Origin of the sequence: Streptomyces chryseus (assembly GCF_014650755.1) — a bacterium.
Lineage (GTDB): Bacteria > Actinomycetota > Actinomycetes > Streptomycetales > Streptomycetaceae > Streptomyces > Streptomyces chryseus.
In genome coordinates, this window is record NZ_BMVO01000013.1 from 1 (window position 1) to 22,265 (window position 22,265).

The following is a 22,265-nucleotide window of genomic DNA, read 5'->3' on the forward strand; positions in this document are numbered from 1 at the left end:
TCATTGTGGGAAAGCCCCGCACCTTATGGTGCGGGGCTTTTCTGCGTTCCCGGGCCGGCCCTGGACCCCTGTGTGCCCAGTGGCCTTGGCTGAGGGTAGGGTCGGGGGCGCATCATCGGCACGTTCCCTCAGGAGGCCCCCGGGTGGAGGTTCAGGAGACCCGCGTTCAGACGGACCGGGTACTCACCATCCCGAACATCCTCAGCATGGCTCGCCTCGCCGGCGTGCCACTGTTCCTGTGGCTGATTCTCCTGCCCGTGTTCGGTGGGCCCAAGAGCGACGGCTGGGCATTGCTGGTGCTGATGCTCAGTGGCATCAGCGACTATCTCGACGGTAAGCTCGCCCGCCGCTGGAATCAGATCAGCAAGCTCGGGCGGCTGCTCGACCCCGCTGCCGACCGGCTGTACATCCTTTCCACGCTGCTCGGCCTCACCTGGCGCGAGATCCTGCCTCTGTGGCTCACCGCCGCACTGTTGGCACGCGAGCTGATGCTGCTGGTCATGGTGGGCATCCTCCGTAAGCACGGCTATCCGCCGCCGCAGGTGAACTTCCTCGGGAAGGCCGCCACCTTCAACCTGATGTACGCCTTCCCGTTGCTGCTTCTCAGTGACGGAAACGGCTGGCTGCCGTCACTGGCTGCTATTTTCGGATGGGCGTTCGCCGGATGGGGTACAACTCTGTATTGGTGGGCAGGAATCCTTTACGTGGTCCAGGTCCGCCGGCTGGTGAAGGCGGAGACCACGGCCGATTGAGCCTGTTCGATTGCGGCGCTGTCAGCGCCGGATTGTCTGCGCACAATGCCTCTGTCCCGGACGGGTGAAGTCGGCTAGACCGTCGTCTCTTCGAGGAGGACTTTCCCGACATGAAGGCCGTCGTGATGGCTGGTGGCGAAGGCACGCGCCTTCGCCCCATGACCTCGAGCATGCCCAAGCCGCTCCTGCCGGTCGCGAATCGGCCGATCATGGAGCATGTGCTGCGGCTGCTCAAGCGGCATGGGCTCAGTGAAACCGTCGTAACCGTGCAGTTTCTGGCCTCGCTCGTCAAGAACTACTTCGGTGACGGCGAAGAGCTCGGAATGGAGCTCACCTATGCCAATGAGGAGAAGCCACTCGGCACTGCGGGCAGCGTGAAGAACGCCGAGGAAGCGCTGAAGGACGATGCCTTCCTCGTCATCTCCGGCGATGCCCTCACCGACTTCGACCTCACCGACCTGATCAGATTCCACAAGGAGAAGGGCGCACTGGTCACGGTGTGCCTGACCCGGGTGCCGAACCCTCTGGAGTTCGGCATCACGATCGTGGACGAGGCGGGAAAGGTCGAGCGGTTCCTGGAGAAGCCCACGTGGGGGCAGGTCTTCTCGGACACCGTGAACACGGGCATCTACGTCATGGAGCCCGAGGTCTTCGACTACGTCGAGGCGGACGTATCCGTCGACTGGTCCGGTGACGTCTTCCCTCAGCTGATGAAGGAAGGCAAGCCCATCTACGGCTACATCGCCGAGGGCTACTGGGAGGACGTCGGCACCCACGAGAGTTACGTCAAGGCGCAGGCCGACGTACTCGAGGGCAAGGTCGACGTCGATCTGGACGGCTTCGAGATCTCTCCCGGTGTGTGGGTGGCCGAGGGCGCGGAGGTGCATCCGGACGCGGTGCTCCGCGGGCCGCTCTACATCGGCGACTACGCCAAGATCGAGGCCGGTGTGGAGCTCCGCGAGCACACCGTCGTGGGGTCGAACGTCGTCGTCAAGAGCGGGGCGTTCCTCCACCGCGCTGTCGTGCACGACAACGTCTACATCGGCCAGCACAGCAATCTGCGTGGCTGCGTGATCGGCAAGAACACCGACATCATGCGGGCCGCGCGGATCGAGGACGGCGCCGTCATCGGCGACGAGTGCCTCGTCGGTGAGGAATCGATTGTTCAGGGCAATGTGCGGGTCTACCCGTTCAAGACCGTCGAGGCCGGAGCGTTCGTCAATACGTCCGTGATCTGGGAGTCACGGGGGCAGGCGCACCTCTTCGGGGCCCGCGGGGTCTCCGGGATCCTGAACGTGGAGATCACTCCCGAGCTGGCGGTACGCCTCGCCGGCGCGTATGCCACCACGCTCAAGAAGGGGGCGACGGTCACCACCGCCCGTGACCACTCGCGTGGTGCGCGAGCGCTGAAGCGGGCCGTCATCTCGGCGCTCCAGACGAGCGCCATCGACGTACGCGACCTGGAGAACGTGCCGCTTCCCGTGGCACGTCAGCAGACGGCGCGAGGCAGCGCCGGCGGCATCATGATCCGTACGACTCCCGGTGTGCCGGACTCGGTCGACATCATGTTCTTCGACGAGCGGGGCGCCGACCTGTCGCAGGCCGGGCAGCGCAAGCTGGACCGGGTGTTCGCGCGACAGGAGTACCGGCGGGCCTTCCCGGGCGAGATCGGAGATCTGCACTTCCCGGCCAGCGTCTTCGACTCCTACACGGGGTCGCTGTTGCGGAACCTGGATGTCACGGGGATCGCCGACGCCGGGCTCAAGGTCGTCGTCGACGCGTCGAACGGAAGCGCCGGTCTCGTGCTGCCCAGCCTGCTCGGGCGGCTGGGTGTCGACGCACTGACGATCAATCCGGGTCTTGACGAGTCCAGGCCCACCGAGACGAGCGACTCCCGGCGATCCGGTCTGGTGCGGCTGGGGGAGATCGTCGCCTCGGCGCGGGCGGCCTTCGGCGTGCGGTTCGACCCGGTCGGTGAGCGGCTGTCGCTCGTGGACGAGCGCGGACGGATCATCGAGGACGACCGGGCGCTGCTGGTGATGCTCGACCTCGTGGCGGCCGAACGTCGCAGTGGCCGGGTCGCGCTGCCGGTGACCACGACCAGGATCGCCGAGCAGGTCGCCGCGTACCACGGAACGCAGGTGGAGTGGACGACCACCTCGCCGGACGACCTGACGCGGGTCGGCCGCGAGGAGTCCACGATCTTCGGTGGCGACGGGCGCGGCGGCTTCATCATTCCGGAGTTCAGCAGCGTCTTCGACGGCGCCGCCGCCTTCGTGCGGTTGATCGGGCTGGTGGCCAGGACACAGCTCACTTTGAGCCAGATCGACGCGCGGATACCGCGAGCCCATGTCCTCAAGCGGGATCTGGCCACGCCGTGGGCCGTGAAGGGACTCGTGATGCGCCGCGTGGTCGAGGCCGCAGGAGACCGGTTCGTGGACACCACGGACGGTGTGCGCGTGGTCGAGGCGGACGGGCGATGGGTGATGGTGCTGCCCGACCCCGCGGAGGCCGTCACCCATTTGTGGGCGGAAGGGCCCGACGACGATTCGGCCCAGGCGCTCCTCGACGAGTGGTCGGCGGTCGTGGACAGCGCAGGTCACTGACGCGTGAGCGGTGTGCCGGACGGCGATGGAGAACGCCGTCCGGCACACCGGTGGGGCCATTCGGCGGTAGCCGCCACGGCGTGCGACGATGTGCGGCATGTCGCAGCAGTCCCCTGATCGGAGTACGTCTCCGCCACCCCGGCGCCCCGACGCGTCCATGTCGCTGCTGACCAATGTCATGGACCACAGCCTCGACGACGGGTACGCGGAAGCGACCGCTCGCAGGCAGGCCGACGGCAGCGCGGGGATGCCGCGCACGCTGCGCGCGAAGCTCGGACTGGCGGCCGGCCTGGTGCTGGCCGCCCTGGTCGTGACGGTGGGTGCGGCGCAGGCGCGTATAGAGGCGCCGGTGATCGCCAAGGAGCGCGAGGAGCTCATCGACCGGGTGGAGGCGGAGACCTCCGCGGCGGACGAACTGGAGCGCGGCGTCGACCGGCTCCGGGCGGAAGTGGGAGAGCGGCAGCGCAAGGCGCTGCAGGAGCACGGCGGGGACCAGGGCGGGCTCGTGGCGCTGCTGTCCGGTGCCACGGCGGTGCAGGGGCGGGGTGTGAAGCTCGTCGTTGACGACGCCAAGGACACCGAAGAGGGCGGTGGCGGGCCGCGGGAGAGCACCAGTTTCTCCGACACCGGCCGGCTGCGGGACCGGGACATGCAGCGGATCGTCAACGGGCTGTGGTCCTCGGGCGCCGAAGCGGTGGCCATCAACGGGCAGCGGCTGACGTCCCTGTCGGCGATCCGGGCGGCGGGCGACGCCATACTGGTCGACAACAGGCCGCTGGTGCCGCCGTACACGGTGCTGGCGGTGGGGGACGGGCAGCGGCTGAGCACCGCTTTTCAGGACAGCGCCGACGGCCAGTACCTGCATGTCCTGCAGGAGAGCTACGGCATCAGGACCAGCATTTCCGCTCAGGAACGGGTCCGGCTGCCCGCCGCGCCGAGCCTGATCGTACGTACAGCAGAGCCGCTGGTCGCGGGTTCCGGGCAGGCCGCGGCCAATTCAGGGAAGGGCACATCGTGATCGCCGTACTGGGCCTCGTCGTGGGAGTCGTGGTCGGACTGTTGGTCCGGCCCGAGGTGCCGGCGGTGGTCGAGCCGTATCTGCCGATCGCTGTCGTCGCGGCGCTCGACGCGGTCTTCGGTGGCCTGCGGGCCATGCTCGACGGCATCTTCGTCGACAAGGTCTTCGTGGTCTCTTTCCTCTCCAATGTCGTGGTGGCGGCCCTGATCGTGTTCCTGGGTGACAAGTTGGGCGTCGGCGCACAGCTCTCCACGGGTGTGGTCGTGGTGTTCGGCATCCGGATCTTCTCCAACGCGGCGGCGATTCGCCGTCACGTTTTCCGGGCGTGAGGCAGATGAGTACAGAGGACAACCCCACCCCTCGGCCCGACCGCGACGAGGAAGAGGCCCAGGTTCCGGCTCAGGAGTGGGTCGCGCAGCGGCCGGCGACGGGGCGTCAGAGACTGCGCGCGGGGCTCTGGCCGCCGCGGGTCACACGGGCGCAGCTGATCGTGGCGCTGCTGCTCTTCGTGCTCGGGCTCGGGCTGGCCATCCAGGTCCGGTCGAACAGTGACGACAGCGCGCTGCGGGGAGCCCGGCAGGAGGACCTCGTGCGCATCCTCGACGAGCTGGACGACCGTACGCAGCGGCTCGAGGACGAGAAGCAGGAGCTCGACGACCAGAAGACCGAGCTGGAGAACAGCTCGGACCAGGCGGAAGAGGCGCGCAAGCAGACGCTGGAGAAGGAACGTCAGTTGGGTGTGCTGGCGGGCACGGTGGCGGCGCAGGGGCCGGGAATCACGTTGACGATCACGGATCCGCACTCCACGGTGGAGGCGGACATGCTGCTGGACGCGATCCAGGAACTGCGCGCGGCGGGTGCTGAGGCGATCCAGATCAACGACGTCCGGGTGGTCGCGGACACCTACTTCCTCGACAGCGGCGGCGGTGTGCAGGTGGACGGGAAGAAGGTCACCGCGCCGTACCGCTTCGAGGTGATCGGGAAGCCGCAGGATCTGGAGCCGGCGCTCAACATCCCCGGCGGCGTCGTCCAGACGCTGGAGGAGGAGCGGGCCGTCGTGACCGTGACGCGCTCGCAGAAGATCGTTGTGGACGCCTTGCGACCGGCGAAGCAGCCTGACTACGCTCAGTCGTCACCGCGGTGAGGCGGGGGCGCATGGGGGCACGGGGACAAGGGCATGAGGTTGCGGGGGGTCGGCGCACCGAAGGCGTGGTGCGTGGTGGAAACTGTTTGGCGGATACGGACGTTGTGAAGATGTCCGGTTCGGCAGGTGTGTTCATTCAGGGTTCGTCCTGCCCCACGGGCGGGTCTGTTTCAGTCAAGGGGAATCGCCCGTGAAGTTGTTTGCGAAGTTGTTCGGCAAGAGTGCACGCGAGGACGGTACGAACGGCACCGCCCGTCACCGCGCGCCGCGTGGTGGAGAAGCGGAGGAGCAGGGTGGCGAGCGTCCGCTCTTCCGGGACGAGATCACTGGTCCGGGCGGTGACATTTCGGGCGGACCGGGCGCGTCGTCTGTTGACCCCGCTGGTCCCGGCCGCATAGGTTTCGGGGAATCAGCCCATGCCCCGCAGGGGCAGCCGCGGCAGGAGGATCCGTCCATGTCGGCCTTGCCGGTTTGTACGAGGTGCGGGCACCGCAATGCCGAGGCCAGCCGCTTCTGTTCCAACTGTGGAGCGCCGCTGCGGGCCGGGGCGGCCGCGGAGCGTCCCTCGGAGACGACCTCGACGATCTCCATCTCCGGTCTCGAGGCGTACGAGGCAGAGGTGACGGGACAGACCGCCGCTCCCTCGCTCTCCCCGGAGGCCCAGGCGGCCGTCGACGCCCTTCCGCTGGGAGCGGCGCTGCTGGTGGTGCGACGCGGTCCGAACTCGGGCAGCCGCTTCCTTCTGGACGGCGAGCTGACCACGGCCGGCAGGCACCCGCAGAGCGACATCTTCCTCGACGACGTGACCGTCTCGCGTCGCCATGTGGAGTTCCGCAGGGGTGCGGACGGCGGTTTCACCGTCTCGGACGTCGGCAGTCTCAACGGCACCTACGTCAACCGCGAGCGGATCGACTCGGTCCCGCTGGCGAACGGCGACGAGGTGCAGATCGGTAAGTACCGGCTGGTCTTCTACGCGAGCCAGCGGGCCATCTGACCCGTACGGGAAGGTCCATGCAGCGAACACCGACGGGCGGTGCCGGAAACGGCACCGCCACCGCGGGCGACCGGCTGGTGAGTATTGGCACCGTGCTGAACCTGCTGCGTGACGAGTTTCCCGAGGTCACCATCTCCAAGATCCGGTTCCTGGAGACCGAGGGGCTCGTCGAACCGCAGCGGACCGCTTCCGGGTACCGCAAGTTCAGCCCCGGCCATGTCGAGCGGCTGGCCCAGGTGCTGCGCATGCAGCGCGACCACTATCTGCCGCTCAAGGTCATCCGCGAGCACCTCGACGCTCTGGAGCGCGGTGAGCAGGTACGGCTGCCCGCGGCCGGCGGTTCCGGCGAACCGCAGGACGGTGCGCCGGACAGCGGTGCGGACCGCCCGACCGCGGCCAGGATCGGGCGGGAGGAGCTCCTGGCGGCCGCCGAGGCGGGCGAGGAGGAGCTCGAGCTCTGGGAGTCGTACGGACTGATCTCGCCCCTGCCGGGCGGCGGCTACGACGCCGAGGTTGTCACGGTGGCCAAGCTCGTCGCCGAATTCGGGCGGTTCGGTCTGGAACCGCGGCATCTGCGCGCCGTGAAAGCGGCGGCCGACCGCGAGGCCGACCTCGTCGAACAGGTCGTCGCGCCCCTGCGCCGGCACCGGAACCCGCAGACCAGAGCCCATGCGGAGGCCACGGCCAAAGAGCTCGCGGAGCTGTCCGTCAGACTCCATTCGGCCCTCATTCAGGCAGCACTCGGCGTGCGGCTGCACTGAGCTCGGGGGATCCCGACTACCCAAACCTGCCAGGCACGTCCTAGGGTTGCTGTGTGAACGAGCTCGACGTCGTAGGTGTCCGGGTAGAAATGCCCTCGAACCAGCCGATCGTGCTCCTGCGTGAAGTGGGGGGCGATCGGTACCTCCCCATCTGGATCGGGCCGGGAGAGGCGACCGCGATCGCCTTCGCCCAGCAGGGGATGGCCCCTGCCAGGCCGCTGACCCACGACCTCTTCAAGGATGTACTGGAAGCGGTCGGCCAGGAGCTCACCGAAGTCCGCATCACCGACCTGCGGGAAGGGGTCTTCTACGCCGAGCTGGTCTTCGCCAGCGGAGTCGAAGTGAGTGCCAGGCCGTCCGACGCCATAGCGCTGGCGCTGCGCACCGGAACGCCGATCTACGGCAGCGACGGGGTGCTGGACGACGCGGGTATCGCGATTCCCGACGAGCAGGAGGACGAGGTGGAGAAGTTCCGCGAGTTCCTCGACCAGATCTCTCCCGAGGATTTCGGGACCAACAGTCAGTGAGCCGCGCACCCGGCACTGTCCGCGCATTCGAGTAGCCTTTCCCCGAACCGAGGCACGGGAAACCACTCTCAGGGTGATTATCACTCGGCGTGCCGAGTGTGGCGATCGTTGACGCACCCCGGGTGACTGCCTACCGTCGACAGGGCAGGTCAAGGACGGAGGTCGGCGTGAGAAGCAGCGGCGACGGTACGGTGGCGGGCGGGCCGTATCCGCTTCACGGCAGTGCGGTCGACCCTCTGGCGGGGCGGCAGGGCGTGTCTTCGGCCATGGGCCGGACGACGGAGGCCGACAGCACGGAGAGCATCGGGTACCGGGGGCCGACCGCGTGTGCGGCAGCCGGGATCACGTACCGGCAGCTCGACTACTGGGCGCGTACGGGACTGGTGGAGCCGAGCGTCAGGCCCGCGTACGGGTCCGGCACGCAGCGCCTCTACAGCTTTCGCGACGTCGTCGTCCTCAAGATCGTCAAGCGCTTCCTGGACACGGGTGTCGCGCTGCAGAACATCCGCGCCGCCGTCCAGCATCTGCGCGCCCGAGGATTCCAGGACCTGGAGCGCATGACGCTGATGAGCGACGGCGCCACCGTGTACGAGTGCTCCTCGCCCGACGAGGTCGTCGAGCTGCTCCAAGGGGGCCAGGGCGTCTTCGGGATCGCCGTGGGCGTGGTCTGGCGTGATGTGGAGAGCGCGCTCTCCCAGCTGCACGGCGAGCGCGTCGACACGGGCGAGACGCTGGTCGGGCACAACCCCACCGACGAGCTGGCCCGGCGCCGCAACAAGGCCGGCTGACCGGGCGGGGACGGGCCTCCCCGTCGCGCCGCCGGCCGCCGGTTGTCAGTGCCGTACGGCAGCATCGGTGGTGTGAGAGCCGCGCCGACCATCCTGCATCTGGACATGGATGCCTTCTACGCCGCCGCAGAGCAGGCGGCGAAGCCGAGCCTGCGCGGAAAGCCGGTGGTGGTCGGCGGGACCGGTACCCGCGGAGTCGTCGCCACCGCCTCGTACGAAGCCAGGCGCTTCGGGGTGCACTCCGCGATGCCGGTGGCGCAGGCGCGGCGGCTGTGTCCGAACGCCGCGTACCTGATGCCGCGCTTCGCCCTCTACCGGTCGGTGAGCGAGCAGGTCATGGAGCTGCTCGGCCGGCTCTCCCCGCTGGTGGAGCCGCTCAGCCTGGACGAGGCCTTCGTCGACCTGGAGGCGGGCGGGGTGGCGGACGATTCGGCCTCGGCCCGCAGGGCCGGCGAGCTGCTGCGGGCGGACATCAAGTCCGTCACGGGGCTGACGGGATCGGTGGGGCTCGCCGGGTCCAAGATGCTCGCGAAGATCGCGTCGGAGCAGGCCAAGCCGGACGGCCTGGTGCTCATCGAGCCGGGCACCGAGCGGGAGCTCCTGGGACCCATGCCGGTGCGGGTGCTGCCGGGGGTCGGGCCGGCCACCGGGGAGCATCTGCGACGGGCGGGGATGACGACCGTGGCCGACCTGGCCGAAGCGGGCGAGGACGAGCTCGTACGGCTGCTGGGGAAGGCGCACGGCGTCTCGCTGTACCGGATGGCCGTTGGGCACGACGAGCGGCCCGTGGTGGCCGAGAGGGACGCGAAGTCGGTGTCGGTCGAAGACACCTTCGAGGTCGATCTGCACGACCGGGTCCGGGTCAGGAACGAGGTGGTGCGGCTGTCCGACCGGTGCGTGCAGCGGTTGCGGGCGGCCGGGCGCTCGGGCCGGACCGTGGTGCTGAAGGTGCGCAGGTACGACTTCTCGACGCTGACGCGCTCCGAGACGCTGCGCGGGCCCACGGACGACCCGGCGGTGGTGCGCGAGGCCGCGGGGCGGCTGCTGGAGTCGGTGGACACCACGGGCGGGGTGCGGCTGCTGGGGGTGGGGGTCACCGGGCTCGCCGACTTCACCCAGGAGGATCTGTTCGCCCAGGCGGCGGGTGAGCTGGCGGAGGCGGAGGCGGAGGCTGGAGCGGCGCGGGAAGCCGTCGAGACGGCTGAGGGCGGGGGCGGGGCCGGGGATCCGGTGGTGCCGCCCGTACCGGAGCCGGAGCCGCATCGACGGTGGCTGGCCGGGCAGGACGTGCGGCACACGGAGTACGGCGTGGGATGGGTGCAGGGCAGTGGCGTCGGGCGGGTGACCGTGCGGTTCGAGGAGCCGACGTCGCCGCCCGGACGGGTGCGGACCTTCCCGGTGGACGATCCGGACCTGGCGCCGTCGGATCCGCTCCCGCTGGTCCGGGCGGCCGGGGATCAGGCGGGGTCCTCGCCGGCCAGCCGTCCGAAGTCCCGGTCGGGGGCCGGCGAGGAGATGTCGAGCCCGTAGTGGTGGTAGAGCTGCAGTTCCTGCTCGGGGGAGAGGTGGCGGCCGACGCCGAAGTCGGGCGCCTCCTTGATCAGGGAGCGGTCGTACGGCACGCGCAGCGAGTCGTCGACCACCTTGCTGGGCTCCAGGGGGACGAAGGCGTCCCGGCTGAAGAGACCGGTGCGTACGGCGGCCCATTCGGGCACCCCCGTGGCGTCGTCGAGGTACACCTCGTCCACCGTTCCGATCTTGTCGCCGTTGCGGTCGAACGCCTTGCGGCCGATCAGGCTGCGCGGATCGATGTCGGTCTGCACGGTCCCTCCAACTGCTCGCAGCTGCTCCGTAACCCCGTAAAGGCTACGAAAGGGCACAACTGTGGACTCGGCCACTCGAGGGATCCACGACGGGCCTCGCTGGTAGGCTGGCCAGTGGCTGCTGACCCCGTGCGGGAGAGTCTCCGGTGAACGTGCCGGAGGCGCCGAAGGAGCAAATCCTCCCCGGAATCTCTCAGGCCCACGTACCGCACGGACGAGGTCACTCTGGAAAGCAGGACGGGCGCCGGACGGGCACGTGCCGGAAACAAGGCACAGCACCTGTCACGGTCCCGTCCTCACCGACGGTGAAAGCCGGAACGATCCTCGACGTCAGCGGCGTCCGTACGGTCTTCCGGTGAAGCTCTCAGGTTGAGATGACAGAGGGGGAGGCCGTCCGGGTACCCGTGCCGTGGTGCCCCTCGCAGGTCGCGTCAGACCAGGAGGCCTTCCGCAGATGACCGCAAACCGCATTCCGCTCTCCCAGCTTGAGCGTGGCATCCCCTTCGAGCAGCGCCACATCGGGCCCGATGCCGAAGCTCAGGCCAAGATGCTCGCCCAGGTCGGTTACGGCTCGCTCGACGAGCTGACCGCGGCCGCGGTGCCGGACGTCATCAAGAGCGCCGAGGCGCTCGGGCTGCCCGACGCGCGGACCGAGGCCGAGGTACTGGCCGAGCTGCGCACGCTCGCCGACCGCAACCAGGTGCTCGCCCCGATGATCGGGCTCGGCTACTACGGCACCTTCACGCCGCCGGTGATCCTGCGCAACGTCATGGAGAACCCGGCCTGGTACACGGCGTACACGCCCTACCAGCCGGAGATCTCGCAGGGCCGGCTCGAAGCGCTGCTCAACTTCCAGACGATGGTCGCGGACCTGACCGGACTGCCGACCTCGGGCGCGTCGCTGCTCGACGAGGGCACCGCCGCCGCCGAGGCCATGTCGCTCGCGCGCCGCGTCGGCAAGGTCAAGAACGGCGTCTTCCTCATCGACGCCGACACGCTGCCGCAGACCGTCGCCGTCATTCAGACGCGCGCGGAGCCGACCGGTGTCGAGGTCGTCGTAGCCGATCTGTCCGAGGGCATTCCGGCCGAGGTGGCCGAGCGTGGTGTCTTCGGCGTGCTGCTCCAGTACCCGGGCGCGTCCGGCGCCGTACGGGACATCAAGCCCGTCATCGAGCAGGCGCACGAGCTCGGGGCGATCGTGACCGTCGCCGCCGACCTGCTGGCGCTGACGCTGCTGACCTCGCCCGGCGAGCTCGGCGCGGACATCGCGGTGGGCACCACGCAGCGTTTCGGCGTGCCGATGGGCTTCGGCGGTCCGCACGCCGGGTTCATGGCCGTGCGGGAGAAGTTCGCGCGCAGCCTGCCCGGGCGGCTCGTCGGCGTCTCCGTCGACGCGGACGGCAACAAGGCGTACCGGCTCGCGCTCCAGACGCGTGAGCAGCACATCCGCCGCGAGAAGGCGACCAGCAACATCTGCACCGCGCAGGTCCTCCTCGCGGTCATGGCCGGCATGTACGCCGTCTACCACGGCCCCGACGGCCTGCGCGGCATCGCGCACCGCACGCACCGGTACGCGACGCTCCTCGCCGAGGGCCTGCGCGCCGGCGGCGTCGAGGTCGTGCACGGCGCGTACTTCGACACGCTGACCGCGCGCGTTCCCGGCAAGGCGGCCGACGTCGTCGCCGCGGCCCGCGAGGGCGGGGTCAACCTGTACCTGGCCGACGCGGACCACGTCTCCATGGCCTGCGACGAGACGACGGGCCGCGCGCAGATCGCCGCGGTCTGGGCGGCCTTCGGCGTCGACGCCGACATCGAGGCGCTCGACGCCGAGGTGGCCGACGCGCTGCCCGAGGGGCTGCTGCGCACCGACGCGGTGCTGACGCACCCCGTCTTCCACCAGCACCGCTCCGAGACCGCGATGCTGCGCTACCTGCGCAAGCTGGCCGACCGTGACTACGCGCTCGATCGGGGCATGATCCCGCTCGGCTCGTGCACGATGAAGCTGAACGCGACCACCGAGATGGAGCCGGTCACCTGGCCGGAGTTCGGCGCGGTGCACCCCTTCGCGCCCGTCGAGCAGGCCGAGGGCTACCTGACGCTGATCCACGAGCTGGAGGAGCGCCTCGCGGAGGTCACCGGCTACGACGCGGTGTCGATCCAGCCCAACGCCGGTTCGCAGGGCGAGCTCGCGGGCCTGCTGGCGGTACGGGCGTACCACCGGGCCAACGGCGACGACCAGCGCACGGTGTGCCTGATCCCGTCGTCCGCGCACGGTACGAACGCGGCCAGCGCGGTCATGGCCGGCATGAAGGTCGTCGTCGTCAAGACCCGCGAGGACGGCGAGGTCGACGTCGAGGACCTGCACGCCAAGATCGAGCAGTACCGTGACGAGCTGTCGGTGCTGATGATCACCTACCCGTCCACGCACGGCGTGTTCGAGGAGCACGTCGCCGACATCTGCGCGACCGTGCACGAGGCCGGCGGGCAGGTGTACGTCGACGGCGCCAACCTCAACGCGCTGGTCGGCCTCGCGAAGCCGGGCAAGTTCGGCGGCGACGTCTCGCACCTGAACCTGCACAAGACCTTCTGCATCCCGCACGGCGGTGGCGGCCCCGGCGTCGGCCCGGTCGGCGTACGCGCCCACCTCGCGCCGTACCTGCCCAACCACCCGCTCCAGCCGACGGCCGGTCCGCAGACCGGCGTCGGGCCCATTTCGGCCGCTCCGTGGGGCTCGGCGGGCATTCTGCCGATCTCGTGGGCGTACGTCCGGCTGATGGGCGGGGAGGGCCTCAAGAGGGCGACGCAGGTCGCCGTGCTGGCGGCGAACTACATCGCCAAGCGCCTGGAGCCGCACTACCCCGTGCTCTACACCGGCCCCAACGGCCTGGTGGCGCACGAGGCCATCGTCGACCTGCGGCCGCTGTCGAAGGCGACCGGCGTCAGCGTGGACGACATCGCCAAGCGCCTGATCGACTACGGCTTCCACGCGCCCACCATGTCGTTCCCGGTCGCCGGGACGCTGATGATCGAGCCGACCGAGAGCGAGGACCTGGCGGAGATCGACAGGTTCTGCGACACCATGATCGCCATTCGTGCGGAGATCGAGAAGGTGGCGTCGGGCGAGTGGCCTGCGGACGACAACCCGCTGCGCAACGCGCCGCACACGGCGGCCGCGCTGGGCGGCGAGTGGGAGCACGCGTACAGCCGCGAGGTGGCGGTCTTCCCGGCCGGGGTCTCGGCCGCCGACAAGTACTGGCCGCCGGTGCGCCGGATCGACGGCGCGTTCGGTGACCGCAACCTCGTGTGCTCGTGCCCGCCGCTGGACGAGTACGACAACTGACGGACACCGGCGCACCGCAGAGGGCGCGGACAGGGGTCGGGGCCGGTTCGGAGGATTCCTCCGGGCCGGCCCCTTCGCGTGCCGGTGACGCGGGTCTACGGGCCGGTCAGGCGGCCTTGACCACGTCGAGTGGGCGGTGCGGAGCGATGATCTGCCCGTCCGGCAACAGCTCACCGGTGTCCTCGAAGACGAGCACTCCGTTGCACAGCAGGCTCCAGCCCTGTTCCGGGTGGTGCGCCACAAGCAGGGCGGCCTCCCGGTCGGCGGAGTCGGCGGTCGGGCAGGGTGGCTGGTGCTGGCACATGGAAGGGTTCTTTCGCTGCGTTGTGGTGAGTGTCCTGCGGCTCGATGCGGTGTTCATGGCCGCCCCCCGTATCAGTCGGTCCGGTCCCAGTGTTGCCCCACGGGCGTCTTTCCGCAGGGATTTCACGGCAGCTCTCCTTACTGATTAATGACGCGTCACTCGTGCGGACGGTTCAGCCCAACCGGGGTGTCCCTTCGGGTGGTTCGGGGTGGCCGATACGGGCTAGTCCGGATGGGGGGTGAGGGGGCCGGGACGGACCGCGCCCCGTGACCCGGGCGGTCACGGGGCGCAGGGAACGCCGACAGCGCGGAGGCACCGGCGGCCCCCCGAGGTGGCTGGACGCCGACGTCAGGCCGGCTGGCTGAGCAGCGGAACGGTGGGCGGCGTCAGGCGGTGGGTGAGCAGCGGAAGGAGGTCGGCGGCCCGGTGCGGGCGGTGGGAGGCGATGCCCGGCGGCGCCGGCGCCAGCGGGACGAGCAGATCGGTCGGCAGCGGCATCGCCTCGGGCTCGTCGGCGTCGGCCACCGGGCCGTCGTGCAGCCACAGGGTGAGCATGTAGAGCTCCGGGACGGACAGCAGGCGTGGCTGGTAGCGCGCTGTCATCGCCTCGGCCTGGCGCATGGCGAGCTGGCTGGAGGCGATGTACGGGCCCTCGCAGAAGTGGGAGAAGGCCCAGCCGTCGGCGGTGAGCACGGTGTCGGCGGCAGCCACCGTACGGTCGCCGCTGCGGATGAGGAACCGCCAGCCGGTCAGCCGGGTGCGCGGCGGCCTGCCTGACGGGACGATTCCGTCCAGTACGTGGAAGGGAAGCGGGAACTCGGGGCTGAGGGGTCCCTGAGCCGCGCGGAGGGCCGGGGGACGGGCCTCGCGAACGGCGGTGGGGGAACCGAGTGCCGCGAGGACGCTGCGCAGGGCGGGCGCGGGAGCCGGGGGGACAAGCAGCGGCATGGTGGGTCGCCTCTCACTGGGAGACACGGTGACGCGTGGGTGTGCGTGGGCGGTGCGGACGGCGCTGTCTGCGTTCCGGGGTCAGAGGGGGGCCGTGGGGCGATGGGCCGGGCGCCAACTCTCTGCCTCGTCTGCGGAGTTTATACGAGCCGTGTTCACATGATGTTTCGGCTAGCCGTCGCGGGCATTGCGGGCAAGGCGGTATCAGGACCCTTTACTGCGGAGAATGTACCCATTCAGCTGGAGGGCCAGACCTGTGGCCTGCAAAGCCCCGCCGCGTGCGGTAGGCCGAAACTCGTCGGCTTTTTTCACCAGCCGCCACGGGCCGGTATCTGCTCACTGCCGCATGCCGCGTGAATGTGCCCGATGAAGTTCCAGAATGAGGGTACCCGGTCATTGATGGCCGTGGGGCGTTACTGATCAGCCCGCCTGGGCATCATCGACCGTGACATGGGTGCCCGATGCTGTGAGCCGCCCACTCGAGGAGGGATGCTTCGATGGGGGAGAAGGTCGTGGCAGGCGGGTTCGACCTGTCGGACCGGCAGAGGTACCGGAAGAAACTCCAGCAGTGCCTGGAGGGACTGGGGCGGCTGCTGGCGGAGAAGGGTTTCGACCGTCCCAAGAACTTCATGGGGCTGGAGATCGAGCTCAATCTGGCCGGTGCCGACGGTATGCCGAAGATGATGAACGCGGAGGTCCTGGAACGGATCGCGAGCCGGGATTTCCAGACCGAACTCGGCATGTTCAACCTGGAAGTAAATATTGTTCCGCACCGGCTGGGCGGGCGTGTTTTCGATCAGCTCGCCGAAGAGCTCCGCACCGGACTGGGATACGCGCACCGAAAAGCGAAAGAGGTCGACGCCGGCATCGTGATGATCGGGATCCTGCCGACCCTCGGACGCCACGACCTGGTCTCGGCGAATCTCTCGGACGTCGACCGCTACCAGCTGCTCAACGATCAGATCGTCACCGCCCGGGGTGAGGACTTCACCGTTGACATCTCCGGTGTGGAGCGCCTGACCTGCAATTTCGCGTCCATCGCGCCTGAAGCGGCCTGTACGTCCGTGCAGTTGCACCTCCAGGTGACACCGGACCGGTTCGCGGACGTGTGGAACGCGGCGCAGGCGGTCGCGGGCGTGCAGATCGCCCTGGGCGCCAACTCGCCGTTCCTCTTCGGCCGCGAGCTCTGGCGCGAGTCGCGGCCGCCGCTGTTCCTCCAGGCCACCGACACCCGTCCGCCGGAGCTTCAGGCCCAGGGCGTGCGGCCCAGGACGTGGTTCGGCGAGCGGTGGGTGGACTCGGCGTACGAGCTCTTCGAGGAGAACCTGCGGTACTTCCCTGCGCTGCTGCCGATCTGCGACGACGAGGACCCGCTGCTGGTGCTCGACGACGGTGGGGTGCCGCGGCTCCAGGAGCTCGTGCTGCACAACGGGACCGTCTACCGCTGGAACAGGCCCGTGTACGGGCTGGCCGACGGCGTACCGCATCTGCGGGTGGAGAACAGGGTGCTGCCGGCGGGGCCGACCGTGACGGACGTGATCGCCAACGCCGCGTTCTACTACGGGCTGGTGCGCGCGCTCGCGGAGGACTCCCGGCCGGTGTGGAAGCGGATGTCCTTCGAGGCCGCGGAGGAGAACTTCGACACCGCGTGCAGGCACGGGATCGACGCGGAGATCATCTGGCCGAAGGCGGGCCGGGCCGGCGGGACGGCACGCGTGCCGGCCGTCAAGCTCGTACGGGACGAACTGCTGCCGCTGGCCGCCGCCGGGCTGGACGCCTGGGGCATCGAGCCGGCCGACCGCGACTACTACCTCGGGGTCATCGAGCAGCGGTGCAGGCGGCGTGTGAACGGGGCCTCCTGGCAGGTGGACACGTACCACCGCGCCCTGGAGGCCGGCCTGGAGCGCGAGGCCGCGCTGGCCGCCACCACCCGCCGCTACAGCGAGCTGATGCACCAGGGCGATCCGGTGCACACCTGGCCGGTGGGGTTCCCGGGACGCGCCTGAAGCGGCGGCCGGGGGCGGGGTGACAGCCCGGCCGGGCGTCCCCGCCCAGCTGTACCGACGGCATCGGACGGCCGTGTGGACCGGCCCTGGTGCCGTCGTTCGCGTGCGCGTCGGGCAAGCTGTGACCTCCCACGGCAGTGGAGCCCTCCTCGCGTTCTGAGCAGCGAGGGCGGGACCACTACTGGAAAGGCGCCCGCCCGCGGCTTGTCGCGCGCGATCCCCGTACCCGCGTTCGAGACCCTGGCGGGGCGGGGCCCGTGGACGAGGCGCGACTGCTGAACTGGAGGCTGGTGTGCGGGCAGAGGCGGGGCGGGTGGCTGAATTTCCCTCTGACGAGGGGGTGACACGCCGGATCCTGCGGCTGGAGATACTGATCGTCCTGGCGCTGTCGCTGGGTGCGAGCGCGGTGGCGTCCCTGATCAGGTTCGTCGGTGCCGTCACCAGACCGGGCGGGCTCAGGGACCAGGCGGCGAGGCTCAACACGTCGGCCACGCCCGAGCGGCCGTGGCTGGATCTCGTCTGGCAGCTGTTCGGCATCACCACGGCGCTGGCACCCGTGGCGCTCGTCGCGTACCTGCTGATGCGGGAGGGGACGGGGCTGCGCGCGATCGGGTTCGACCGTACGAGGCCGTGGCCGGATCTGGGACGGGGCACGGTGATCGCGGCGGGCATCGGCAGCGCGGGGCTGGCGTTCTACCTGGTCGCCGTCGAGACGGGGTTCAACCTCACGGTGGTGCCGGAGTCGCTGCCACCGGTGTGGTGGAAGTTTCCGGTGCTGATCCTCTCCGCGACGCAGAACTCCGTACTGGAGGAGGTCATCGTCGTCGGGTACCTGCTGCGCAGGCTGGACCAGCTGGGATGGTCACCGAAGGCCTCGCTGGCGGCGAGTTCGGTGCTGCGCGGCTCGTACCACCTGTACCAGGGGATCGGCGGTTTCATCGGGAACATGGTGATGGGCGCCGTGTTCGTGCTGCTGTACCGGCGGTGGGGGCGCATCGGGCCGCTGGTGGTGGCCCACACGCTGCTCGACGTGGGGGCCTTCGTGGGGTACGCGCTGCTCGCGGGCAAGGTGACCTGGCTGCCGACGGTGAAGTAGCCCGGGGCCGCAGTGGCGGGGAGGGGGCGTACGGATCATCCGTACGCCCCCTTTCGGTTGAACACCCGAGCGCAGGGTCAGGCGAGCAGCTCGCCGTCGACGACGGTGACGGCGCCGCCGGTCAGCAGGGTGCGGTCGCCGCGCAGCGAGGTGGCGACGAGGCCGGAGCGGGCGGACGCCTGGAGGCCGGTCAGCTCGTCGCGGCGCAGGCGCGCCGACCAGAACGGGGCGAGGGCCGTGTGCGCGCTGCCGGTCACCGGGTCCTCGTCGATGCCGAGCTGCGGGAAGAAGCAGCGCGAGACGAAGTCGTAGCCGCTCGACGAGGGGTCCTCGGCGGCGGCCGTGGCGATGATGCCGCGCCGGGAGTGGGCCACCAGGGCGGGGCAGTCGGGTGTCAGCGCGCGGACGGTCCGCTCGTCTGCCAGCTCCACCAGCAGGTCGCCGATGTGCGGCCCCGTGTCGTGGGCCGACAGGACATCGGCGCCCAGGGCGTCGGCGACGCCGTCCGGGACCGGGACCTCGGTGAGCGGCGCGGTCGGGAAGTCGAGGGTGAACGTGCCGTCGTCCCGTGCGGTGGTGGTGAGGATCCCGCACAGCGCGGCGAAGCGCACCGTGCCCGTGGCGGCGCCGGTGGAGCGCAGGACGTGCGCCGCGGCCAGGGTGGCGTGGCCGCACATGGCGACCTCGGCCGCGGGGGTGAACCAGCGCAGGGCCCAGTCCGCGTCGCCGCCCGGGGGGAGCGGGTGCGCGAAGGCGGTCTCCGAGAGGTTCATCTCGGTCGCCACCCGCTGGAGCCAGGCGTCGTCGGGGAAGGCATCGGAGTCCAGCAGCAGCACTCCGGCCGGGTTGCCGGCGAAGGGCCGGTCGGTGAAGGCGTCGACGATTCGAATCCGCATGGACATGAACGTATGGGCAGGACAAAGCCGCAGGCCAAGGCCAATCGTGGGTCTCTGGCCCCCTTTGGTGTGCGAGCATGCTTGCCGGGCGAGCTGTTCCGATATATCGTTGGGGTATCGCGACAGATCAACGATGGAAGGAGCGTAGCGATGCGTTCACATGGACATGGGGACTGCGGGCCCGGCCATCGCGGTCGGGGTGAGTTCGAGGGGCGACGCGCCGCCTTCGGGCCGTTCGGGCCGCCGTTCGGCGGGCCGTGGGGTGGCGGCGGCCGGGGCAGGGGCGGACCCAGGGGCAGGGCGCGGCGCGGCGACGTACGCGCGTCGATCCTGGCGCTGCTGGCCGACCGGCCCATGCACGGCTACGAGATGATCCAGGAGATCGCCGAGCGCAGCGGCGGGGCCTGGCGGCCCAGCCCCGGCTCGGTCTACCCGACGCTCCAACTGCTGGAGGACGAGGGTCTGATCGTCAGTGAGAGTGAGGGCGGCAAGAAGCTGTTCACGCTCACCGACGCCGGGCGCACCGAGGCCGAGGCGGGGCCGCGGGCTCCGTGGGAGGAGGCGGGGCGCGGTGTCGACTGGGAGTCGATGAACGAGGTCCGTCAGGCCGGGTTCGGCCTGATGGAGGCGTTCGGTCAGGTCTGGAAGACCGGGTCGGCCGAGCAGCGGCAGAAGGCCCTCGCCGTCATCAACGAGTCCCGCAAGAAGCTCTATCTGATCCTTGCCGACGAGGACTGACGGCCGATGGCCGAGGGGACGGCGGGTCGCGGATTTCCGCGGGGCGCCGTCGCACGCGGGTGAGGACGGCCGGGTCGCGTACGGGGTCCGCGGGGCGCGTGCGGGGTCTCAGGTGACCAGGCCGTCGAGCCTGCGCAGTGACTCGGTCAGGGCGGCGCCCGCCGAATCCTTGAGTTTGCCGGCCATCAGGGACACGGCGGCGCCGGTGAACTCCCCCTCGATCCGTACCCGGGTGCCGTCGCCGTCGGGCGTGAGCGCGTAGCGCATGGCCAGGTTGACGCCCATCGGGCCCTTGCCCCTGGTGGTGAGCAGCCGGGCCGGCTCCAGTTCCTCCACCGTCCACGTCACCTCGGCGGGGAAACCCATGAGCTTCATGTTCTCGTCGTACGTCGCCGAGACCGCCAGTTCCGCCGGGCCGCCGTTGGGGAAGCTGGTGTGGGTCGCGTTCCACTCGGCGTACGAGGTGAAGTCCGTGAGCCGCGCCCAGATCTTCTCGGCCGGTGCCCCGATGTGCGCCTCCGCGCTGGCCTCCGCCATGCGACCACCTCATTCGTATCGGCTGTGCTCGACCGTCACTGCGCTGTGCCGGGCTGTGCTCGGATGCCCTGGGCTGTGCTCGGCTGTGTGCGCGGAACGTAGTCGGGGAGGGCGCAACATTCAATACTGATGGGCCGTCAGATCTCGTGGTTGTACCGGTATCCCTGGTCTCATCCGTAAGGAGGAGAGCCTGGGCGGGGTTGCCCACCTTCGGTGGGATGTGCAAATGCTCCCCGGCGGGGATGCTCCCGCCTGCCGCGGCTGATGAGGTGGGTGGTGTGCAAAGCCCTACTCCGTGGGTTCCCCACCAACCCGCGCCACAGCGTGCCGACATCGAACTACGGCTCACCGCGGAACTCGCCTCCGTGGTCGCGGGTGCGCGCAGGCGCGCGCTGCGGGACGGCGACCGGCAGATCGACACCGCGCATCTGCTGCATTCGGTGCTGGAGGCGGAGCCCGAGGTCAGGGCCGCGTTCGACGGCGGTCCGGCGCAGGTCGCCAGGGTGCTCGGCTACCTCGTGCAGCGCAGCATCGGCTACGGGCTGCGCTGGCAGGGCGCGGAGGAGGCTTCCGGGGGTGGGGCCGGGGCGCCGGCCTCACCGGGAACGCCGGTGATTCCGGCAGGGCCCGTGGTGCCGGCTGCGGACGGTGGGTCCGCTGTGAGGAGTACGGCGGCCCTTCCGGGCTGGTCGCGCGCTGCTGTCACCGCCATGGAGGGCGCCCTGGGGCGGGCCTCCGCGCGCGGCGACGAGCGGGCCGGCGGGCTCGATCTGCTCGCCGTACTGGCCTCGGATCCCGCCTGCCGGGCGGTCGAAGTGCTGCGGCGCGGCGGCGTGGACACGGAGCTGTTGGCCGGGCGTCTGCACGTACCGTCTCGACAGGTGTCACAGGGATGAAGCTCCTGACCCCGGCTGGCATGATGTGCCGATGCAAGCGTCTCAGGGAAGGAGCGCCGGCCTGGGACTCGCCCTGGCGTCGGCGTTCGCATTCGGTGGTTCAGGTGTCGCGGCGAAGCCGCTGATCGAAGCCGGGCTCGACCCGCTGCACGTGGTGTGGCTCCGGGTGACGGGTGCGGCTCTTGTCATGCTGCCCGTGGCCTGGCGTCATCGTGATCTGCTGCGGCGCAAACCCGCCCTGCTGGCCGGCTTCGGCCTGCTCGCGGTCGCCGGTGTGCAGGCCTTCTACTTCGCCTCCCTGTCCCGGATCCCGGTCGGCGTGGCCCTGCTCATCGAGTATCTGGCCCCGGCGCTGGTGCTCGGGTGGGTCCGGTTCGTGCAGCGCAGGCCGGTGACGCGTGCCGCGGCGGTCGGTGTGGTGCTGGCCGTCGGGGGGCTGGCGTGCGTGGTCGAGGTCTGGGCGGGGCTGAGCTTCGACGCGCTGGGGCTGCTGTTCGCGCTCGGCGCCGCGTGCTGTCAGGTCGGCTACTTCGTGCTGTCCGACCAGGGCAGTGCGGACGCGGACGCCGCCGATCCGCTCGGTGTCATCGCGTACGGACTCCTCGTCGGCGCCGCCGTGTTGACCGTCGTGGCCCGGCCCTGGGGCATGGAGTGGTCGCTGCTCGCGGGGAACGCCGACATGGGCGGGACGGATGTGCCCGCCGCGCTGCTGCTCGGCTGGATCGTGCTGATCGCGACCGTCGTCGCGTACGTCACCGGTGTGGTGTCGGTGCGCCGGCTCTCCCCGCAGGTGGCCGGTGTGGTGGCCTGCCTGGAGGCGGTCATCGCGACCGTCCTGGCATGGGTGCTGCTGCGTGAGCACCTGTCCGCGCCGCAGATCGTCGGCGGGGCTGTCGTGCTGATCGGTGCGTTCATCGCGCAGTCGTCGGCGCCGAAGGCTCCCGGCGGGCCGGTGGCGGGCGGGCCGCCGGTGGTGGCGGAGGGGGCGGGGGCGGCCGATGCGCGTTCCGTGGACGCGGAGTTGTCCGCGGGGGCCGACCGCGCCTAGGGCGACGAGCAGGCATGTGACGGTGCTTCCGACTCCCGCCGGC

At 70.1% G+C, this 22,265-nt stretch carries 21 protein-coding genes and 1 riboswitch; of the genes, 16 read left to right on the top strand and 5 right to left on the bottom strand.

The window, feature by feature from the left end; genetic code table 11:
- Positions 1–143: 143 nt before the first annotated feature.
- From clsA to IE185_RS19835, 10 genes are all read left to right on the top strand, one after another.
- The gene (gene clsA / locus IE185_RS19790; protein ID WP_138898024.1) at positions 144–752 is read left to right on the top strand and encodes a cardiolipin synthase ClsA; all 609 of its coding nucleotides are present in this window, start codon (positions 144–146) and stop codon (positions 750–752) included.
- Positions 753–862: 110 nt separating this feature from the next.
- Positions 863–3,358, top strand: coding sequence for a mannose-1-phosphate guanyltransferase (locus IE185_RS19795; protein ID WP_138898023.1), 2,496 nt, complete (start codon positions 863–865; stop codon positions 3,356–3,358).
- Between the two features lie 97 nt (positions 3,359–3,455).
- On the top strand, positions 3,456–4,376 hold the full coding sequence (locus IE185_RS19800) for a DUF881 domain-containing protein (RefSeq protein WP_229843602.1): 921 nt from the start codon (positions 3,456–3,458) through the stop codon (positions 4,374–4,376).
- Positions 4,373–4,705, top strand: coding sequence for a small basic family protein (locus IE185_RS19805; RefSeq protein WP_023543062.1), 333 nt, complete (start codon positions 4,373–4,375; stop codon positions 4,703–4,705). Before IE185_RS19800 ends, IE185_RS19805 begins: the two co-directional genes overlap by 4 nt.
- A 5-nt stretch (positions 4,706–4,710) precedes the next feature.
- Positions 4,711–5,520, top strand: a complete 810-nt coding sequence (locus tag IE185_RS19810) for a DUF881 domain-containing protein (protein WP_138898021.1) — start codon at positions 4,711–4,713, stop codon at positions 5,518–5,520.
- A gap of 148 nt (positions 5,521–5,668) precedes the next feature.
- Complete coding sequence (locus tag IE185_RS19815; protein WP_229843610.1) at positions 5,669–6,514, top strand: double zinc ribbon and FHA domain-containing protein; 846 nt, start codon at positions 5,669–5,671, stop codon at positions 6,512–6,514.
- A gap of 17 nt (positions 6,515–6,531) precedes the next feature.
- Positions 6,532–7,275 carry a transcriptional regulator FtsR gene (ftsR, locus tag IE185_RS19820; RefSeq protein WP_138898808.1) on the top strand — a complete coding sequence of 248 codons (744 nt, stop codon included), beginning with the start codon at positions 6,532–6,534 and terminating at the stop codon, positions 7,273–7,275.
- 53 nt (positions 7,276–7,328) lie between these two features.
- Entirely contained in the window at positions 7,329–7,802 is a 474-nt protein-coding gene (locus tag IE185_RS19825) for a bifunctional nuclease family protein (protein WP_006123076.1), read from the top strand.
- A gap of 167 nt (positions 7,803–7,969) precedes the next feature.
- Positions 7,970–8,590 (top strand): MerR family transcriptional regulator, encoded by a 621-nt coding sequence (locus tag IE185_RS19830; protein ID WP_138898807.1) that lies wholly within the window; start codon positions 7,970–7,972, stop codon positions 8,588–8,590.
- A gap of 72 nt (positions 8,591–8,662) precedes the next feature.
- Positions 8,663–10,120 carry a DNA polymerase IV gene (locus tag IE185_RS19835; RefSeq protein WP_189715661.1) on the top strand — a complete coding sequence of 486 codons (1,458 nt, stop codon included), beginning with the start codon at positions 8,663–8,665 and terminating at the stop codon, positions 10,118–10,120.
- On the opposite strand, the gene IE185_RS19840 is transcribed toward IE185_RS19835, so the two are convergent.
- Positions 10,048–10,413, bottom strand: coding sequence for a PRC-barrel domain-containing protein (locus IE185_RS19840; protein WP_138898476.1), 366 nt, complete (start codon positions 10,411–10,413; stop codon positions 10,048–10,050). The two genes, IE185_RS19835 and IE185_RS19840, sit on opposite strands and share 73 nt — an antisense overlap.
- 122 nt (positions 10,414–10,535) lie before the next feature.
- Positions 10,536–10,632: riboswitch (glycine riboswitch) on the top strand.
- 235 nt (positions 10,633–10,867) lie between these two features.
- Here IE185_RS19840 and gcvP point away from each other — a divergent pair.
- Positions 10,868–13,753 carry an aminomethyl-transferring glycine dehydrogenase gene (gcvP, locus tag IE185_RS19845; RefSeq protein ID WP_138898475.1) on the top strand — a complete coding sequence of 962 codons (2,886 nt, stop codon included), beginning with the start codon at positions 10,868–10,870 and terminating at the stop codon, positions 13,751–13,753.
- Positions 13,754–13,859: 106 nt separating this feature from the next.
- Here the strand turns inward: gcvP and IE185_RS19850 are convergent, their stop codons facing one another.
- Both IE185_RS19850 and IE185_RS19855 read right to left on the bottom strand, forming a co-directional pair.
- A complete protein-coding gene (locus IE185_RS19850; protein WP_280117310.1) occupies positions 13,860–14,057 on the bottom strand; it encodes a DUF5999 family protein in 198 nt (65 codons plus the stop codon).
- A 348-nt stretch (positions 14,058–14,405) separates the two neighbouring features.
- Positions 14,406–15,005: a hypothetical protein gene (locus IE185_RS19855; RefSeq protein ID WP_189715663.1), complete on the bottom strand. Its 600-nt coding sequence runs from the start codon at positions 15,003–15,005 to the stop codon at positions 14,406–14,408.
- 497 nt (positions 15,006–15,502) lie between these two features.
- Here IE185_RS19855 and IE185_RS19860 point away from each other — a divergent pair, with 497 nt between their 5' ends.
- Together IE185_RS19860 and IE185_RS19865 are read left to right on the top strand one after the other, a co-directional pair.
- On the top strand, positions 15,503–17,011 hold the full coding sequence (locus IE185_RS19860) for a glutamate-cysteine ligase family protein (RefSeq protein WP_138898852.1): 1,509 nt from the start codon (positions 15,503–15,505) through the stop codon (positions 17,009–17,011).
- Positions 17,012–17,303: 292 nt separating this feature from the next.
- Entirely contained in the window at positions 17,304–18,107 is an 804-nt protein-coding gene (locus IE185_RS19865; protein WP_138898853.1) for a CPBP family intramembrane glutamic endopeptidase, read from the top strand.
- 77 nt (positions 18,108–18,184) lie between these two features.
- Here the strand turns inward: IE185_RS19865 and IE185_RS19870 are convergent, their stop codons facing one another.
- Positions 18,185–19,003 (bottom strand): PhzF family phenazine biosynthesis protein, encoded by an 819-nt coding sequence (locus IE185_RS19870; protein WP_189715665.1) that lies wholly within the window; start codon positions 19,001–19,003, stop codon positions 18,185–18,187.
- Positions 19,004–19,153: 150 nt separating this feature from the next.
- Between IE185_RS19870 and IE185_RS19875 the strand changes: the two genes are divergently transcribed.
- Positions 19,154–19,741, top strand: a complete 588-nt coding sequence (locus IE185_RS19875) for a PadR family transcriptional regulator (protein ID WP_189715667.1) — start codon at positions 19,154–19,156, stop codon at positions 19,739–19,741.
- Between the two features lie 108 nt (positions 19,742–19,849).
- Here IE185_RS19875 and IE185_RS19880 read toward each other — a convergent pair whose 3' ends face one another.
- The gene (locus tag IE185_RS19880; protein WP_138899147.1) at positions 19,850–20,278 is read right to left on the bottom strand and encodes a type II toxin-antitoxin system Rv0910 family toxin; all 429 of its coding nucleotides are present in this window, start codon (positions 20,276–20,278) and stop codon (positions 19,850–19,852) included.
- 278 nt (positions 20,279–20,556) lie between these two features.
- Between IE185_RS19880 and IE185_RS19885 the strand changes: the two genes are divergently transcribed.
- Complete coding sequence (locus tag IE185_RS19885; RefSeq protein WP_189715669.1) at positions 20,557–21,174, top strand: peptidase; 618 nt, start codon at positions 20,557–20,559, stop codon at positions 21,172–21,174.
- Positions 21,175–21,205: 31 nt separating this feature from the next.
- Entirely contained in the window at positions 21,206–22,222 is a 1,017-nt protein-coding gene (locus IE185_RS19890) for an EamA family transporter (RefSeq protein ID WP_189715671.1), read from the top strand.
- Positions 22,223–22,265 lie beyond the last annotated feature (43 nt).

Bases quoted from the DNA above. Each gene is read 5' to 3' on its own strand.
- IE185_RS19795 (WP_138898023.1), top strand. From the start codon at position 863: ATGAAGGCCGTCGTGATGGCTGGTGGCGAAGGCACGCGCCTTCGCCCC.
- IE185_RS19800 (WP_229843602.1), top strand. From the start codon at position 3,456: ATGTCGCAGCAGTCCCCTGATCGGAGTACGTCTCCGCCACCCCGGCGC.
- IE185_RS19810 (WP_138898021.1), top strand. From the start codon at position 4,711: ATGAGTACAGAGGACAACCCCACCCCTCGGCCCGACCGCGACGAGGAA.
- ftsR (WP_138898808.1), top strand. From the start codon at position 6,532: ATGCAGCGAACACCGACGGGCGGTGCCGGAAACGGCACCGCCACCGCG.
- gcvP (WP_138898475.1), top strand. From the start codon at position 10,868: ATGACCGCAAACCGCATTCCGCTCTCCCAGCTTGAGCGTGGCATCCCC.
- IE185_RS19850 (WP_280117310.1), bottom strand. From the start codon at position 14,057: ATGTGCCAGCACCAGCCACCCTGCCCGACCGCCGACTCCGCCGACCGG.
- IE185_RS19855 (WP_189715663.1), bottom strand. From the start codon at position 15,005: ATGCCGCTGCTTGTCCCCCCGGCTCCCGCGCCCGCCCTGCGCAGCGTC.
- IE185_RS19860 (WP_138898852.1), top strand. From the start codon at position 15,503: ATGGGGGAGAAGGTCGTGGCAGGCGGGTTCGACCTGTCGGACCGGCAG.
- IE185_RS19870 (WP_189715665.1), bottom strand. From the start codon at position 19,003: ATGCGGATTCGAATCGTCGACGCCTTCACCGACCGGCCCTTCGCCGGC.
- IE185_RS19875 (WP_189715667.1), top strand. From the start codon at position 19,154: ATGCGTTCACATGGACATGGGGACTGCGGGCCCGGCCATCGCGGTCGG.
- IE185_RS19880 (WP_138899147.1), bottom strand. From the start codon at position 20,278: ATGGCGGAGGCCAGCGCGGAGGCGCACATCGGGGCACCGGCCGAGAAG.
- IE185_RS19890 (WP_189715671.1), top strand. From the start codon at position 21,206: ATGCAAGCGTCTCAGGGAAGGAGCGCCGGCCTGGGACTCGCCCTGGCG.